12 protein-coding genes and 1 pseudogene are annotated in these 16,401 nt (G+C 68.2%); 4 read left to right on the top strand and 9 right to left on the bottom strand.

Features of this window, described 5'->3' with window-relative positions:
- Positions 1 to 408: pseudogene (locus ABZ624_RS39600) on the top strand (hypothetical protein); the annotation flags it as partial.
- Here the strand turns inward: ABZ624_RS39600 and ABZ624_RS39595 are convergent.
- Both ABZ624_RS39595 and ABZ624_RS39590 read right to left on the bottom strand, forming a co-directional pair.
- Positions 409 to 792, bottom strand: a complete 384-nt coding sequence (locus ABZ624_RS39595; protein WP_360099880.1) for a fic family toxin-antitoxin system, toxin component — start codon at positions 790 to 792, stop codon at positions 409 to 411.
- A complete protein-coding gene (locus tag ABZ624_RS39590) occupies positions 789 to 1,085 on the bottom strand; it encodes a DUF1778 domain-containing protein (RefSeq protein ID WP_360099878.1) in 297 nt (98 codons plus the stop codon). Before ABZ624_RS39590 ends, ABZ624_RS39595 begins: the two co-directional genes overlap by 4 nt.
- A 213-nt stretch (positions 1,086 to 1,298) precedes the next feature.
- Between ABZ624_RS39590 and ABZ624_RS39585 the strand changes: the two genes are divergently transcribed.
- Positions 1,299 to 1,856 carry a hypothetical protein gene (locus tag ABZ624_RS39585; RefSeq protein WP_360099884.1) on the top strand — a complete coding sequence of 186 codons (558 nt, stop codon included), beginning with the start codon at positions 1,299 to 1,301 and terminating at the stop codon, positions 1,854 to 1,856.
- A 52-nt stretch (positions 1,857 to 1,908) separates the two neighbouring features.
- Here ABZ624_RS39585 and ABZ624_RS39580 read toward each other — a convergent pair whose 3' ends face one another.
- From ABZ624_RS39580 to ABZ624_RS39550, 7 genes are all read right to left on the bottom strand, one after another.
- The gene (locus tag ABZ624_RS39580) at positions 1,909 to 2,649 is read right to left on the bottom strand and encodes a formyltransferase family protein (RefSeq protein ID WP_360099876.1); all 741 of its coding nucleotides are present in this window, start codon (positions 2,647 to 2,649) and stop codon (positions 1,909 to 1,911) included.
- A gap of 2 nt (positions 2,650 to 2,651) precedes the next feature.
- Positions 2,652 to 5,726, bottom strand: a complete 3,075-nt coding sequence (locus tag ABZ624_RS39575) for a non-ribosomal peptide synthetase (protein ID WP_360099874.1) — start codon at positions 5,724 to 5,726, stop codon at positions 2,652 to 2,654.
- A 26-nt stretch (positions 5,727 to 5,752) separates the two neighbouring features.
- Positions 5,753 to 6,796 carry an NAD-dependent epimerase/dehydratase family protein gene (locus ABZ624_RS39570; protein WP_360099872.1) on the bottom strand — a complete coding sequence of 348 codons (1,044 nt, stop codon included), beginning with the start codon at positions 6,794 to 6,796 and terminating at the stop codon, positions 5,753 to 5,755.
- Positions 6,793 to 8,787, bottom strand: a complete 1,995-nt coding sequence (locus ABZ624_RS39565; protein WP_360099870.1) for a fatty acid CoA ligase family protein — start codon at positions 8,785 to 8,787, stop codon at positions 6,793 to 6,795. Before ABZ624_RS39565 ends, ABZ624_RS39570 begins: the two co-directional genes overlap by 4 nt.
- Positions 8,788 to 8,789: 2 nt before the next feature.
- Complete coding sequence (locus ABZ624_RS39560; protein ID WP_360099868.1) at positions 8,790 to 9,722, bottom strand: hypothetical protein; 933 nt, start codon at positions 9,720 to 9,722, stop codon at positions 8,790 to 8,792.
- Between the two features lie 2 nt (positions 9,723 to 9,724).
- Entirely contained in the window at positions 9,725 to 10,789 is a 1,065-nt protein-coding gene (locus ABZ624_RS39555) for a 3-oxoacyl-[acyl-carrier-protein] synthase III C-terminal domain-containing protein (protein WP_360099866.1), read from the bottom strand.
- A gap of 747 nt (positions 10,790 to 11,536) precedes the next feature.
- Positions 11,537 to 14,392 carry a sialate O-acetylesterase gene (locus ABZ624_RS39550; protein ID WP_360099864.1) on the bottom strand — a complete coding sequence of 952 codons (2,856 nt, stop codon included), beginning with the start codon at positions 14,390 to 14,392 and terminating at the stop codon, positions 11,537 to 11,539.
- A 600-nt stretch (positions 14,393 to 14,992) separates the two neighbouring features.
- Between ABZ624_RS39550 and ABZ624_RS39545 the strand changes: the two genes are divergently transcribed.
- Together ABZ624_RS39545 and ABZ624_RS39540 are read left to right on the top strand one after the other, a co-directional pair.
- On the top strand, positions 14,993 to 15,511 hold the full coding sequence (locus tag ABZ624_RS39545; protein ID WP_360099882.1) for an STAS domain-containing protein: 519 nt from the start codon (positions 14,993 to 14,995) through the stop codon (positions 15,509 to 15,511).
- A 531-nt stretch (positions 15,512 to 16,042) separates the two neighbouring features.
- Positions 16,043 to 16,401: transposase family protein (locus tag ABZ624_RS39540; RefSeq protein WP_360099862.1), on the top strand; the 359-nt coding region annotated here is incomplete at its 3' end.

The following is a 16,401-nucleotide window of genomic DNA, read 5'->3' as shown; positions in this document are numbered from 1 at the left end:
GTGCTCTCGATGGACTACAACATGCTCGCCAACCAGTCCGTGAACTCCACCAAGGCGCCTGCCTACAACTACCCGGGCTGGCGCAAGCAGTCCGCGCAGGCGTACATCTCCGGCTTCCAGCGGGCATACGAGACAAACCGGGCACCGTTCTTCATCGGCAACCACTTCGAGCACTGGAACGGCGGCATCTACATGGACTCCGTCGAGGAGGCCTTCAAGCACATCGCGCGGGAGAAGGAGAAGGGCGGGGACGTGCGGCTGGTCTCCTTCCGGCAGTTCGTCGACTGGATGGACGTGCAGAAGCCCGAGGTGCTCGCCAACCTGCGTACACTTGATGTCGGTCAGCGGCCCAGGGGTGGCTGGAGGGTGTTCCTGAGCGATGCGCGCGCGACGGCTTTCAGGGGCTGATCAGCCGACGGTGAAGTCGTGCAGGTGGCGGGCGATGCGGGCGACGCCCAGCGTTCCGGTGACGGCGTCGCGCACGAGGGCGACAGCCGCCTTGGGTGTGTAGTCGAGTTGGCGCCCGTTGAGGATCAGGTAGGCCTCGGTGGCGTGCCAGGCGAAGGCCTCGTTGGAGTGTTCCAGGCACGGCAGCTTTGCCAGGGTTTGCAGCAGTGCTGCCGCTTTGAGGTGCAGAGATCCATAGATCGAGCGTTCCATGGCACGGGCGTTTACTCGGGCGACGGCGGCGTATAGGGGCCCGTAGTCGTCGACCTGGGGATCGCTGTCGAGGAGTTCGGCGGCGTGCAGCAGGAAGGTGACGTCCAGTGGGTGCGATTCGGGCTGGGTCACGCGGCGTGTCCCCGATCCCGGTGTTCGAGCTCCTGGCGGGCCTGCTGTTCGGCTGCCCGCGCCTCAGCGCTGCGATCCGTATGGCTCGACTCGGCCGCGAAGGCTTCGCCGCTGCGGGCCATCGACTGCTTGAACGCATCCAGGAACCGCTGCTGAACGGCTGTGGCCCGCGCGTAGGCCGCCGAGAGGATGTACTCCTGCATGCTGACTCCTTCCTGCTTCGCGGCAGCCGCGATGGCGGCCCGCTGCTCAGGGTCCGGAAAGCGCAGGTTCATGGCTTTGGCATCGGGCATGGTGCTCACGGTACCAGCGGTACCTATTCCGGGGGAGGCGGGAGCCGGAAGTCTTCCCCAGGCCGCTTGTGGGCGTTGCCCCCGAGTGCGCAAGCGCTCGTAACGGCGAGGTCACATCGTTTGCACAGCTATTGCATTTAGTCGAACATTCACGTCCGCTAGCTTATATCGGACATATGTGAATCGACAGGGAGGGATCCGGTGGGTCGAATCATGAAGAAACGGGCAATTCTGCTTTCACTGGCAGGCGTCACCATAGCGGCGATAAGCCTGCCCGCTGCGGCGGCCCCCAGGGATACGGTCACAGCCTGCCCAGTCGGATGGGGCAGCCTCACTCAAGCCCTCTCCGCCCAGACGACGACGCCTATGGTGAACGTCCGCACAGGCCGTCACGACTGCTACGACCGTGTGGTCGTCGATGTACCCGGGGCCAAGCGCCGCAGTATTGGTTACTCGGTCAGGTACGTCAGCCGACTCGTCCAGGACGGTTCGGGCCAGGTCATACCGGTTCCGGGCAGGGTAGTCCTGGAGATCGTGATCCGTGCCCCCGCCTACGACACCGGCACAGGGGAGCCCACATACCCTGCAAAGCCGGGCCACAGCCTGCCGGGCGTGAATCTTGCGGGGTATCGCAGCTTCCGGGCTTCCAGGTACGGAGGGTCCTTCGAAGGGCAGACACAGCTCGGACTGGGCGTCCGGGCGAGGCTGCCCTTCCGGGTGCTGGCGCTTGATGGCCACCTTGTCGTGGACGTCGAGCACCGCTGGCGGTAGCCGAATTTGGGAGGATGTGCCCGGTACTGTCAGATTGTGTCCGCCTTGTGGCCTAGTCAAGGTCCGTACGTGGCATGTCGGTTGAAGGACCTGAGCCTCGACCGAGAGCCCTGACCGGTGGTTCGAGGCTGAGTGCCGAGGCCACCTCGGGGACATAGGGAGCGGTGACGCCCAGGTCGGTGGCGCGGGCGAAGGCCGGATGGGCGGCATGGTCCCGGAGGGCGCGCAGGGAACGCAGGCCGTAATAGGCGGGCGGGGCCGCGGAGCGGGCCGGCAGGGGCGGGAAAGACCGGCCGGCGGCTACCGCGGGGAGAGTGCGCTCGAAGAGGCGGTGGCAGTTCTGGACGCTGCGCAGAAAGAGCTGGTGGTAGCGCGCGTCAGGGGGAATAGGGAAACGTTCTTCCGCGAGAACGGGGCCGGTGTCGATACCGGCGTCCACCTCATGGAGGGTGGCGCCGTACTCGGGGTGTCCGTGGAGAAGGGCGAAGAGGACGGCTGCGGATGCGAGGCCGCGGTGCTGGGGGAGCAGGCCATTGTGGATGTTGTAGATCCGCAGGCCTGATGCGAGCAGAGGGGCCCGGAAGATCATGCGGTTGTCGATGGACCATACGATGCCGTCCGTGCAGTGGTCGGTCAGGCGGTCCGCCTCGGTGTTGACATCGGTGACGTGGAGGAAGGGCGCGGTGCCGGTGTCCGCTTCCTCGTCCGAGCAGACCAGGTCCACCCGGTGGCCGGCGGCCCGGGCAGAGGCGACGGCGCGGTGGAGGAGGGCGCCTCGGCCAACGAAGATCATGTTCAGGCTCCGGAGTTCGCGGTACGGATGGCGGCGCATACGCGTTCCACGGTGACGTCGCGGAGCAGGTTGCGCAGTTCCTCTTGGAACGCGTGCTGGCGGTCCGGGTGGACCAGTTCCGCGGCGACATCGCTGAGCATGAGCAGCAGGGTCAGAGAGTCGCCGCCCAGTTGGTGAAAGGGGTCGCCGGGGCCGATGCCCTCGGCGGTGCCCGCGCCCAGCGTCCGGCACCAGATCTTTGTCACGGCGGCTGCCAGAGAGTCGGTGCCAGCGGCCCGCGGGTTGTCCGATTCGGTGTCGCGCATCGCAGGGTGCTGGTCCCGCACGAACGGGGACGGCAGAGCGCGCTGGTCCACCTTGCCGTTCACAGTCAGGGGGAAGGCGTCCAGGACACGTACGGCGGCCGGGACGAGGTACGCCGGAAGGAGACCGGCGGTGTAGGCGCGGATCTGTTCCGGATCCAGGGAGCCAGGGACGGTCCCCGTCGTGACGTACGCACACAGCACCGGTTCACCCGCCGGCCCGGGACGGGCGGTGACGACGGCACGGGTGACCTCGGGGTGACGCTCCAACACGGCCTCGATCTCGCCGGGTTCGATACGGAATCCGCGGATGGAGAGCTGATCGTCGGTACGCCCCAGGAACTCCAGAGTACCGTCCGTGGTGAGGCGGACCAGGTCACCGGTGCGGTAGGCGCGGGTGCCGTCGGCGAGACGGATGAAGCGTTCCCGGTCGAGATCGGGGCGGCCGAGGTAGCCGCGGGCGAGCTGACCGCCGGTGAGGTGGAGTTCGCCCTCGGCGGAGGGACGGCCATCGGCGTCGAGAAGGACGATGCCGGTGCCGGGGACGGGGAGGCCGATGGGGACGGCGGGACGGTCGGCTTCCCGTGCGGGATCGTAGGTATGCACGATGCAGCCGATGGCCGCCTCGGTAGGGCCGTACTCGTTGAAGATCCGGCAGTCGGGGCCGAACAGCCGCTGCGCCCGCGCCGCCGCTGGGCCGCGCAGTTGCTCGCCGCCCACCACCACGGTCCGGATCCGCCCGTCCGGCACTGTCACGCCCAGCGATGTCATCAAGTCCAGGTGCGCTGGGGTGAGTTTGAGGGCGGTGACGCCGGAGGTGTTCAGCAGCGCGGTGAGGGTGTGCCGGCCCGGCTCGCCCGGCTCCAGAGCGATGCTGCCGCCGGACAGCAGTGGAAGGAAGAGCGCGGTCCCGGTGAGGTCGAAGGCGAGGGAGGTGAACAGGCCGAACCGGGTCGCCGCGTCGACTCCGTAACGTTCCCGCGCCCAGCGCACGTATGCCGTCAGCGCACGGTGCTCGACCTGAACGCCCTTGGGGGACCCCGTGGAGCCGGAGGTGTAGATGACGTAGGCGACGGAAGCCGGGGAGGCCGGATCGTCCGTGTGGTCCACCGGTTCGGCGCCGTCCCATGGCAGCGATTCCAGCGCCAGGACCGGGCACGCGTCGTCCAGCACGGCCGCCTGGTACGTATCGCCCGCAAGACAGAGGGCGGCGCCGGAGTCGGCGAGCACGGCGGCAATGCGGGCGGGCGGGTGCGTGGGGTCGAGCGGCAGGTAGGCGGCGCCAGCCTTCAGAATGCCCCAGAGGGCGGCGATGGCCGCCGGGGTGCGGCCGTCGAGCAGGGCCACGACCGCACCAGGGCCGAGCCCCCGGGTACGCAAGTGTGCGGCCACGGCGTCGGATCGGTGGTCGAGTTCGGCGTACGTCACCTGACCGGCCGGGTCTTCCTGGCCGGACGGGCCGATCATGGCGATGGCGTCCGGGGTGCGGGTGGCCTGCTCGCGGAAGAGCGCGGTCAAGGTCGTCGCGGTCCCGCTGGCACCTAACGGCGCGCCGCCGCTCAGGCGCTCCGTCCCGGTGACGGGCGACAGCTTCTCGCAGACGGCGTCCAGCAGTGACGCGGCGGCGGCGACGCTCCGGCCACGCCCCGCCGACACCACCAGCTGCGTGTGACGGCCGAATTCGAGCGTCGTGAAGGAGACCGGCACCAGCGGTACCCGGACGGGGAGGGAGTACGCGGTATCCGCCTCGAAGCCGGGCACGCACACGTCGGCCGGCTCGATGCGGCCGAGGTGGCTGACCAGGGCCGTGCAGGGGTAGCGGTCGAGGACACGGGCAGCGGCCGAGGTCGTCCGGCCCAGCAGGCGCAGTACGCCCTGCGGCAGCCGGGCCGCGTCCCGCTCTTCTCCTGCGGCGAGTTCGGCGCCGTCGGCCAGTGCCCGCAGAAGTTCCTGCTGCCATGCTTCCCATGGCCGGCCGGGGCGGCCCTCCAGAAAGACCGGCAGGCTGAGGTTGGCGCTCGCGCGCAGGCCGGCACAGTGCCGGCGCAGGTCCACCGGGACCATCACTCGGGCTGGGGTGCCCGCGTGGTCGGTGACCGCGGCGGCGATCCGTGCGACGAGTGCTTGATGGACGCCGTCGAGGGTGCGCCGCGCCCAGTGCGGGGCGTCGGAGCCGGAGTCCTGGCGGGGGCCGCCCAGCGGGGAGCGCCAGCGGGCCCGCTGGCGCGGCCGACGCGGGGCGGGGGAGCCCGCGCCCCCGGTCAGTTGCTCCAGCAAGGCCACTTCGTCCAAGCTGGACGGCGCGCCGACGGGCTCCTCGCCGCGCAGGGCACGGAAGACGTCCAGAGTCCAGCCCAGCAGGCCGCGGCCGTCCATCGCCGCGTGATGGGCCCGGAACGCCAGTGCCGTCGGTGCGTCGGCGTCCGCGGAACCGCCGGGGACTACGACGACCTCGCAGCTCCGTCCCGTTCCCGGGGCCAATGGGCCGCGCAGCACCGCCTCCAGATCCGGTGCCTGCCGGGCCACCGGGGACTGGCCGGTGTCCGCCCAGAGCCGGCCGCTGACGGCCAACCGGGCCCCCGGAGTGGCCTCGGACGCGCGAGCGACGGCCCGCCCCAGCTCACCAAGCGCGATCGTGCCCCGCCCCTCGACCACGAGCTGGATGACGAACGGGGCGCCCGTCGCCCCCTCAAAGGCGAGGTACAGCCACTCGTTGGGCGAGACCGGACGCTGGAAGCGCTCGCCGGCCGCGGTGATCTTCTTCTGGGTTCCCATCGTCCTTCACATGTCTTCAGATAGCGTCACGCCACAGGACGGACGAACGCCCGTACTCCGCCCACCGAGTCGACCCAGTCGGCCAGCTGCCGCAGCCCCGTCTCCTGGCTCACCACCGGCGTGTAATCCAGATCCCGCGCAGCCGCGCCCGTGTCGTACGTCGCGGAGCGGGTCAGCAGGGCCATCGAGTACCGGCTGAGCGGCGGTTCGCGACGGGTGGCGAGCGGCGGCAGCCGCCATAGCAGTTCCGTGGTCCGGACCACGGTGCCCAGTACTGGTGCCGGGACACGACGGGTGGGCGGCCGGCCGCCGAACAGCTCGGCGACGCGGGCGAGAAACGCCCACAGGTCGGTTCGCTCCGCGTCGGCGATGAAATAGGCGTTGCCGCCGATCCGTTCGGCCGGGGCGTCGGCCGCTCGCAGGCAGGCGGCGACGGCGTTGTCGCAGTGGCACAGCGAGACCAGCACCTGCTTTTCCCCGGCCAGGTCGGGAAGCCGTCCGTCCAGCATCTTCGCCAGCAGCTTGGGCAGGAAGCCGGAGTGGTCGCGCGGCCCCCAGATGCCACGCGGGCGCAGCGCGCAGGTGGTAAACCCGGGCCGGTTCGCGGTGCGTACGAGCTGTTCGGCGACGGCCTTGGTCTCGGAGTACAGGTTGAACCAGCGGTCGGGGTACGGGACGGACTCGTCGATGTCGTACTGGTCGCCCTCGTCCGGCCGCATCAAGGCACTGGGGCTGCTGACGAACACGAACCGCCGTACGCCCGCCCCGCTCGCGGCGTCCAGCAGCCGCCGCGTGCCCTCTACATTGGTGTCCCAGAACTGGGCCCGCGTGCCGTAGTCCACCACCCGGGCGGCGCTGTGGAACACGACGTCCACAGCCTCCACCGCCCGACGCAACGATCCGGCGTCTGCCAGGTCGCCGTATGCCGGCTCCACCCAGGGCATGCCGTCCAGCCGCGCTCTGTCGCTGTCGGGACGTACGAAGGCGCGTACGTCGTGGCCGGCGCGGACGCACTGGTCCACGAGGTGGCTGCCGAGAAAACCGGAGGATCCGGTCACCAGGACCCTCATGATGCCCCCATGCCTGCCTTGGCCCCGGCGTTCGGACGGGACAGGCGGTGAGCTGTCGGCAGAGTCCGCCACCAGGTGGCGCCATAGAGCATCGTGAGACCAGCCGTGGTCGGGCCGGAACGGCCTGCCGCCCGGCCGTGCGGCAGAGCGGCCGGGATCTGGGCGGCGTGCACCACCACGCTCAGGAACGCGTCGATCCACCACACCACCGTCAGCGGCAGCGCGTCGAACGGGCGAACGGTGCCGCAGAGCAGATACGCCCACCCCGCCAGCGGTATCGCGCGCAGCGCCCAGGTCTTTAACCTGCCCTGGACAGGGGTCAGTTCGCGGGCTGCCCAGGCGGCCAGTTCGTCCCGCCCGATCTTGGCGTTGTGCCGGATGTCGACCGGGAAGGCGGGGTGGCGCAGGAAGTCGTGCAGACCTGCTGTCACCGATTGTGCTTCGGCGAGGGTACGCAGTTCAGGCACCATGGCCTTCCACCGTGCCTCGTCCACGCCCGCCTCGGTCTCCACGCAGACGACAGGGTGCGCGGGCGCACCATCGCCCCCGCCGACGCCGACGAGCGCGCTGCGCCGCACCAGCGGGTGGGCATTGAACACGCCTTCGCAGACGACGGTGTGCAGGTCTCCGCCCGCTGCGCGGACACGCTGGCTCTTGCGTCCGCAGAACCACAGCCGACCATGCCCGTCCAGATAGCCGAGGTCGCCGGTGCGGTGCCAGATGCGACCGCCCTCGCGGACCTTGTGCAGGGCGTCCGCCCGCGGATTGCAGTGGTAACCGGGGCTCACCGCGTCGCCGGCCACGACGATCTCCCCGACCGGGCAGGCCGGTTGCCCGTCGTCGGGCTCGATCCATGACACCGGGCCGTCGCTGACGGGGATCGTCCGGACGTCGAGCCCGGCCAGGGGGCGGCCCACGCAGGTTCCGGCGCCGAGCGCGCTCAGCGCCGCCGTCTCCCGGAGGATCTCGGCGGATTCGACGGAGGAGATCGGCAGCACCTCGGTCGCCCCGTAGGTCACATGGAACTCGGCCTTCTCGTCCAGGACGGCGCGGAGCTCGGCGACCAGAGCCGGGGATACCGGCGCGCCGCCCGACACCACGCAACGCAGCGTGGGCGGCAGCGCCGAGCCTCTCATGTGCCGGGCGAGGCCGCGCAGCAGCGCGGGGGAGGCGAACATCGTGGTCACGCCGAACCGGGTGAGCGCGTCCACCAGCAGCGCGGGCTCGGCGTCCGCGACCCGGGCCGGGGCGACCGGCGCCAGGACCAGCGTGGAGCCGAAGACCAGGTCGAACATGCCGTACAGGGGCAGTGTGACGAGCGAGACGTCGTCCCGGGTACGGCCGTGCGCGGCCTGTAGCTCACGAGCCATCGCGGTGCCCATCCGGTGGGTGAACTCCACGCCCTTGGCCGGGCCGGTGGAGCCGGTGGTGAACCCGATCATCATCAGGTCCTCACCGGTCACCTCCCCGGACCCGGCGGCCTCCGGCGGGTCCTGCGAGGCGGTGTCCCGCAGCACGTCCAGCGTCTGCCCGCCCCAGCACAGCCTGCGCCCCAGGGTCACCTTGATCCGGACACCGGCGAACGTACGGCGACCGAGTACCCGCGCCGCATGCGCGACGGGCGGCCCGATGAACGCCTCGGCACCTACCTCACGGTAGCAATGGAGCATGCGCCGGATGCCCATGCCCGGGTCGACGATCACGGGGACCGCGCCGAGCCGGAACAGCGCGAACGCGATGGCGAACAGGTCGGGTCCGGGCGCGGCCATCAATACCGTACGGGTGCCCTTGCCGATCCCGGTACGAGCGAACCCGGCTGCCAGCCGTTCGACCTGGTCCTGGAGGGTGGCGTAGTCCACTTCCCGGTAGCGGACCCGGCCATCGGACTCCCGGCCGTCGGGGTGGATGATCGCTGGCTTGGCAGGGAAGGACCGTGCGTTGTGTTCCAGGTGCGCGGCGAGACCGCTCGCCGTGTTTATGCCTTCTCTCATCGTCAGCCCTGCGACCGGTAGCTGACACAGGCCACACTGGGCCCGGAGCCGGCGGCGACGAGAAGCAACTGGTCCTTGCCGGGCGGCAGTCCGCGCTCCATGGCGCTCAAATACCCGATCACAGGGGCTGCCGTGAGGGGCTCGCCACCGGCCGTGCCGGGAGCGCCCGGGGCCCATACGGACCGCGGGTCCAGGCCCAGTCGCCAGGCGAGCCGGTCGGCGAAGTGGGGACCGACGGGGGTGCACACCACCAACGTACGGTCCAGACCGAGACCCTCCGCCCGTGCGTAGTCGCTGACGGTGTCGGCCGCGAGAGCGACCAGTCGCTCCACCCGTACGGCCTCCGGCTCCCGCTCGACGGTGATCCGGCCGCGGCCTTCGGCACCCATGCCCGCGGTCTCCAGATAGCCACGGGTGCCTGCCGAGCTGTCCCCGTCATCCGTGGCGCGCAGCGACACCGGGCCGAAACCGGTGCCCGGTTCGGTGCCGCGTTCCAGCAGCAGCGCGGCGCCCAGATCGGCGTACGGATAGGCGGGATCGTCCGCCGCGCGGCCACCGGGGTGGACGTCGGCCGCGGTGACCAGCACACGATCGGTGGAGCCGGTCACCAGCAGTGCCTGGGCAACCTGAACAGCGTTGAGGACGCCGCACGCGCCGTTCATCAGATCGCAGGAGAAACCGGCGACGGGCATGGGTGCGGCCAGGTAGTCGAGGTTCATCCCCACCTCCTTCTGGACCAGCGCGGCGAGCGCAGGCTCGAAGGTGTTGGACTCGCGGTAGACCCCGGTGTTGATCAGTACACCGACGGCGTCGGGCGATAGCCCGGCGTCCACCAGGCAGTCCCCGGCGGCGCGGGAGGCGAGCCGGACGGACGAGGCGGCGGTTTCGTCCGGGAGCGGAAGGGCGGTCCGGGCCGCCGTGATAACGATGCCCACGGTCACACCCCCAGCTGGGAGATCGTCGCGGACAGGGCACCGGTCACGACACCGGAAGCGGCGGGCACCAGCAGGTACTTGGCTCCCTGGCGGGCCGTCCCGGCGCGCAAGTGCTGGCGCAGCACCAATAAATGGGAGGTGGAGGCGGTGTTGCCGAACTCTTCAACGATGGACAGCGACTGGGGCATCGGCGTGCCGAACTCGGCCTCGCCGACGGCGTTGACGTACTCCACGAACCGCGTGCCGACCTGGTGCTGGATCACGTAGTCGAAGCACTCGTCCGCGAACGTGCGGCCCTGCTTGGCCAGGAGATCCCCGTGGAAGGTGGGCCACAGGCGCAGCCGGTCCTGCTTGTGCATCTTCTTGTTATCCGTGTAGAGGGCGATGCCCTCCGTTCGGTCACTTGGCATGCCCAGGCACAGGTGGGAATACTCGGAGCAGGTCATCAGATCCACGTAGTGGATTCGGTCCGCTTCGTCCTGTGACTCGTCTAGGATGACGGCCACGGCAGCGTCGCCCACTGACAGGGACGCGAACTGCGGGTCGTACGAGTCGGTGATCTCGGCAGCAGCCGTCTCGGCGACCCGGGTGTTCTGCTCGCCGCTCACCACCATGCCATTGCGTACGATCCCGGCCCGGATCATCCGGTCCAGCAGGTAGATGCCGGTCAGCATCCCGGCGCAGGCGTTGGAGATGTCGAAGGTCACCGCGGTCGTGTGAAGCCCGAGCTCGGCGGCTAGCTGACGGGCGAAAGAGGGCTCGAAGGAGAAGTGCGTTCCGTCCTTGAAGCGCGTGATCGACGCGTTGATGATCACGTCCAGATCCGGCGCCTGGTAGCGGGACTTGTCCAAGCAGTCATGGGCGGCTTTGAGTGCGAGTCCGTAACTGTCCTCCCCAGCCTCCGGCCGCGGATCGTAGACACGGCGTTCCGCCACACCCGTGATGCGGTGCAGATCGAACTCCGGAGCCCCGGCTACCCGGGCAACCAGCTCCGGGGTGGACTGGACGGTGGGCGGCAGAAATGCCCCCAGGGCCTCTAAGCGGCTATGGCGCGCAGATATGGGCATGGACAGTGCTCTTCCTAAAGTGCTTTGGAATTGACCGGCACATGTTAACAACAGCCTTGAGTGAGCCGCGCGTTGGTGCCCGCCTGGGGCGGTGACGAAGATCACGCACAGGGATTTTCTTTACGTCGCCGGCCTATGTGAAGTGACAATCGGCCATGGCTGGAAAGTGTTTCTGAATCCCTTTCAGGAGAATGAGTCTTTGCCTGCGGTTGTCTGGGGAGACGCCGGCTGGCTCCGGGAGGCCCGCCGATCCAGTGCTCGGGTGATCCCCGCCGGGGGCCTGGGATCAGGAGCTGCCAAGTGGCGGCGTGCGTAAGTGGTCCGGCGTGACCTTTCCCACTGTGGATCGTTTCTCCATGGGGCCCGCGCTGACCCCCGGAAGGTTCACTCCACAGTGCGGGCCCCCAAGCCGGGCATGCCCGGCCCATGCGTACCCCGCCGCCGCGCATGGACATGCTTCGGCCCGCACTCTTCCCTGGGCAGAGAGTGCGGGCCGAGGTCGTTCTGAGCGCACAGCACGTATCACGGATGCCAATTCCCAAAGGGCATGGGGTGCTGAAGGCTGCCACGCCTCAGCATTTTTCACTGATCAATCACCGCACACCATGAGTGGTTCGCGTCACACAAAAAGGCTAGGAGTCCGCATAACGGGGTGGGCCGCTCGTGCGTCTTATGGGCATACCGGCTTCGGTGACCGGATCAGAAAGGAAGCCCGCCATGAGCATCTACGCTTCAGCATCTGCAAGGTCACCGTGGTCGTTGGCGATCTGGATTGGTCGAGGGTTCAGTTGTCGGGAGTCGGTCGAAGGCGAGTAGTCCCATGCCGGAGTCGTTGGTGATCCAGGGGGTGACAGGCGCGGAGGTGGGGGTGGCGGTGCCGGGGTGTCCGAAATAGGTGATGCCGGTGAGGCCGGTGCCTGGGCGGGTGAGGTTGAGGAGCAAGTACCCAGTGCCGCAGGTGACTTGGGCTACTTTCGCCGCGGTGCCGTAGAGGGTGAAATCTGGCTGGGTTCCAGCGTCGCAGTGCAGCTTCTGGGTGGGGTCGGTGAGGTAGATGCGGATGCTGGTGTGCGCGGTGTTGTTCCAGGCCGCCCGCGCGGGGTTGGGCGGATCCGCAGGCGTGGTGAGGTGGGCGCCGTAGAGGTCTCGCCGGATGGGGAGGGTGAGCCGGTCGGCAAGCTGCCGGTAGCCGTGTTCGTAGGTGTAGTGACATCCGTTGTGGCCGTCCAGGCCCATGGTGGTCATCACGGAGGTGCCGGGAATGCTGGCGAAGCGGCGCTGGACTTCCTGAACGGCGGCGCTGTGGAGGGCTCCGCAGTGGTTGCGGATCTGAACGACGTAGACGTGTTCGAGGTGGGTGAAATCGGTACGCCAGGAGGCCATGAGAGCCCGGACGTTGGCATTGTGCTGCGCCGCGGTGGGCTTGCCGGAAAGGCCGGTGTCGCTCTCGCCCTGATACCAGATGACGGCCCGCACCGCGTCCTTGAGCCCGGCGGCGGTGACCCGCTGCAGCAGTCGGCCGTAATTCGTGGCCGGGTCGGCGGGGGCACTGGGGGAGCGCTTGAAGAAGGTGGAGGGTTGGCCGCCGTGTGCGCCGTTGAAGATCGCGACGGGGATACCGCTCTGGTTGACAAGGTCTTGTCCAAGGCGCACGCCGAGTTCTCCGATGGCGCCGCGTACAGAGGTGGTGGTGGTGTCGCGGCCGTCGCCGCTGGCGCGGTACCAGCTGCGGTCATCGGTGGAGAGTGCCGGATTCGGGGTGCTGTAGCCGAAGGTGCGTACCCAAGGTGAGAGGTCTTGCGAGGCGGCGGTGCCGGAGTAGTTCCAGCCCGCGGCTGCCGCGTTGGACTGTCCTTGGATGACGTAGCCATCGCCGGCGACGATGTCGTCGGCGCGGCGGAGGAGTGTCTTTCCCGAGCTTCGTTCGGCCCATACCTCTACCGAGTAGGAGGCGCGTTCTGCCGTGATGGGGGCGCTCAAGGTCCATGTGCCGGTGGCGGATGTCTGCCGGGTGCCGACCAGTGCCTCTTCCCGGTACACCTTCATCTCGACCTTGCTGACACTGCGGTCGGTGGTGCGGCCGTGCACGGTGACGGCCGCCTTGTTCGTGGCGTGATCCCGAGGATAGAGCTGGGCGTTGGTCGGACCTGAGGTGATGTCCACACCGGCAGGCCTGACGTAGACCTTCAGGTGCGGGCGGGTCCAGTTCCGGGCGTTCGCGGCTTGTGTCCAGTCGGGCTGGCCCGTGGACGCATTGCCGATGCCGGCGGACAGGCGCGTCTGCGGGGCGGCGGCCCAGCCGTTCACTGCCAGCACTGTCCGGCGATGGGTGACGTCATGCACCTGGAACGACCCGTAACCACCCGCGCCCGGAATCGGTCCGGCGACCGGCTGAGGGGTGTCAGCGAAGTCGTATGTGGTGTTGCTGCCGCCGGCCGGTGCGTTCTGTGCGATCCGCGGGCTGTACCGGTTCGGCCAGATCTCCAGATATCCGGTGCTGTTGTCGGCCGGGGCAACATCTGATCCTCGTACGGTCAGGCCTGTCACACGCCGGCCGTAGGCTCCCGTCATGGGCACACCCAGCGTGGTGAGATCCTGTGTCCAGGTGTTCATGGACGCATAACCCCACGCTGGATCGGTGCCGTACATGCCGTCCAGGCAGTAGGCGACACGGGAGATCGGTGTCCGGATCGACTTGGCATTGTCCACTGCGTACGGGATCCCGTGAGCCCACACTGCCGCGGTCTGCGGCACCGCGACGTCATACAGCAGCCGGTAGTCCGCCAGTTCGCTCACGGTCTGCTCGCAGGTGCTCGCGTTCGGCGTGGCCGGTTTGACCCATACGGTCAGCCTGGCCGACGCCAGGTCGCGCCCCGACTGGGAGAATGTCCAGTCGGGCTGGCCGGTCTTCTGGTTTCCAGTGCCGATGTCGAGGAATCGGCCGCTGCCTCGGTTCCAGCCGTTCAGCGCCAGCACAGTTTCCTTGGCCGCGGTGTTGTGCACCTGCATCGATCCGTACCCGGGGGCACTCCCGCGGGGTGTGTCGGAGAAGTCGTAAACCGTGCTGTCGCCGGTAGGAGCATTGCGGGACGCAGCAGGGTCATAGGCGTTGGGCCAGAACTCGATGTATCCGCCTGGGGCCTGTTCGACGTGCTTCACATGGCTGCCCCATGTCGTCAGGCGTTTCACCGGCTGAGCGATCGTCGCACTCGGCACGCCCAGCCTGCTGAGATTGTTGGTGAAGGCGTCGAAGGAGGCGTAGGCCCACTCATGGCTGCCAGCCCTTGTGACGGTGTCCAGGCAGTACGCCACCCGGTCCAGGTACGGCTCGCGCTGCCGGCTGCTCAGAAGCTTCGACCTGTTCAACGCGTAGGGCACTGTTTTCCCGCCTGGCCAGTAGGCCCTCCCCGGCAGATTCAGCTCATATAGCGGGATATAGCCGGAAGACAGCTCGTCGACCGTATCGCAACTGGCCGGAGGCGCCGCTCTTGCTGGTAACGCGGCTACTGCAGTCTGTGTCTGTGGCGCTGCGATCGGGCTGACCGCCATCACCAGGACGGCAGCAAGCCCCCGCACGCACCCGTGCCACGTATCGCGCATCATCAGTCTCCCGGCGAAACCTGTCCCGCCCTCCCACTGAAGAGCAGGCCCCTGCGGAGCCGGCATTCCGATACGGGTATGACCTCAGCCAGCACCGCTTTCAAGTTATAGACGGATTAACACACTGAAGATGACGACGGTACGAACGGCACATCCCGGCGGCGAGTGCCCTTCCCGCGGTCGCGTCCAGAAGCTTTGATGCGACACTTGTTCGTCGAGTGATACCGCATGGCTGATGGCTTCGGTCATCAGGCGCGGGCCGAGCACGGCATTGCCGTCTCTCGGCGTCTCGTGAAGCAGGTCATCGCCGAGCCTGCGCTGGTTTTGACCAGAATTTTCGTGAGACTCTTATCACGGTTTTCGTAGCGTCAATTCCGAGAGTCGCCCAATCTGTGAGGGTACGCAAGCAGTATGGACAGACATATCCGTACCATGGCACGGCCTACCAAAATGGCATGGATCGGCAGCATCCTCGGCCCGTGCGAGCCGGCATCATGTCTGCACTCGATAGCTCGCAGTCCCGGGACCGACGACCTGGCCGCTTGTGTGACCGACTGTTGAGGGAGACGCAAGGTGAGCAGCGCTGGAGGGATCACCACCTTGATGTTCCGCCAGGGCGAGGTTGCCTCGGTAGGGATCTTTGGCGAACTGGACCTGTATACAGGCGGGGAGCTCAAAACGATTTTGGCTGAGTGCCTTGATGGGCGGCCCGCCCGCCTCGTGGTGGACGTGTCTGCGGTGTCCTTCTGCGACCTGACCGGAGCCACGGCCTTGGCGGAGGCCAGGGACAGGGCTGTGCAGGCCGGGACGGAGTTCATGCTGTCAGGGGTGCGGACGCCGACGCTGGTGCGAATATTGACGCTCACGGGACTTGATGGTGCATTCGTCCTGCCGCAGCCGTACCACTGCTCGCCCACTCGTCCCGGCTCAGCGACCTGGGAGGTGAAAGGCGGCAGGCGCTGGCGGGTCCGGGCCGCTCTTCATGAGTCCGTTCTGGGACGCCGGCATAGGTACGTGAGACGCGCTGCTGTCAGCTTGTGGCGCTCCATGGGCAATCGGAGCAGTTCGCATGCGGCGCGTGCGGGTGGCGTGGTCTGGTGGCCATTGGGCTGCAGTCAGTGATTCCCAATGTGGTTTGGTTTGTCAAGTCTGATGTGACGAGACGTGAGCTGGCTATGCCGCTGTGTGGTCGGGTTGAGGAGGCTCGACAGTGAAGGTTCGCTAGTCGCGTATGAGCGCCCACAACACGTCGAGGCCTCGCCGGGCGAGCGCAAGCACGGCCTGCTTGGGAAGGCAGCGGATGTGGCCGCCGCCGTGCCGCGCGGCTGACCCGGACCGCCGGACCGGTCGGCCGGCACCGCAGACGACGGTGCCTGACCACGATCTCCGACCCACGGGCCGCCTTGCGACCCGCTCTCGTCGTCCGCAACCTCCAGCCCTACCCCACCGGGCTCGATGCCCGCTGATGCGGCGACATCACCTACGTCCCGACCGAGGAGGGCCGGCTCTACCTGGCCACCCTCATCGACAACGCCGAAAACATTGAGCCTTTTCCAACCTCCTGCGCTGACTGGGCAGTTGGCCTGACAGACAGGTGAAGCCCCTGGTAGGTGGGTTTTCGACCAAGAAATCCGTCTCCACCAGAGGCTTCGTGTGCTTGTCTACCCGTCCGCCGTCGACGTGTCCAGCTCTGCCTTTCGCTTCCTGTCCGCCAAGCTGCGCCGACACCGCCGGGAGCTCGGCATCCGCTGGCGGCGCCTGAGCGCCGGCCGGCAGGCTCTGTTTGCGTTCGCCCATCTGCGCAACGGTCACCCGTACGCTCAACTCGCCGCCGCGTTCGGCATCGGGACCACCACCGCATACCGCTGCATCACCGAAGCGGTCGAGATCCTGGCCGCCCTCGCCCCTACCCTCGGCGAGGCGGTCCGCACCGCATCGACGAAGGCGTTCGTGCTGCTGGACGGAACGCTCCTGCCGATCGACCGGATCACTGCCGGCCGCCCGTTCTGCTC

The sequence above is a fragment of the Streptomyces sp. NPDC007205 genome, from assembly GCF_040634095.1.
Classification (GTDB): Bacteria; Actinomycetota; Actinomycetes; order Streptomycetales; family Streptomycetaceae; genus Streptomyces.
This window is presented reverse-complemented; position numbering and strand designations above follow the sequence as displayed.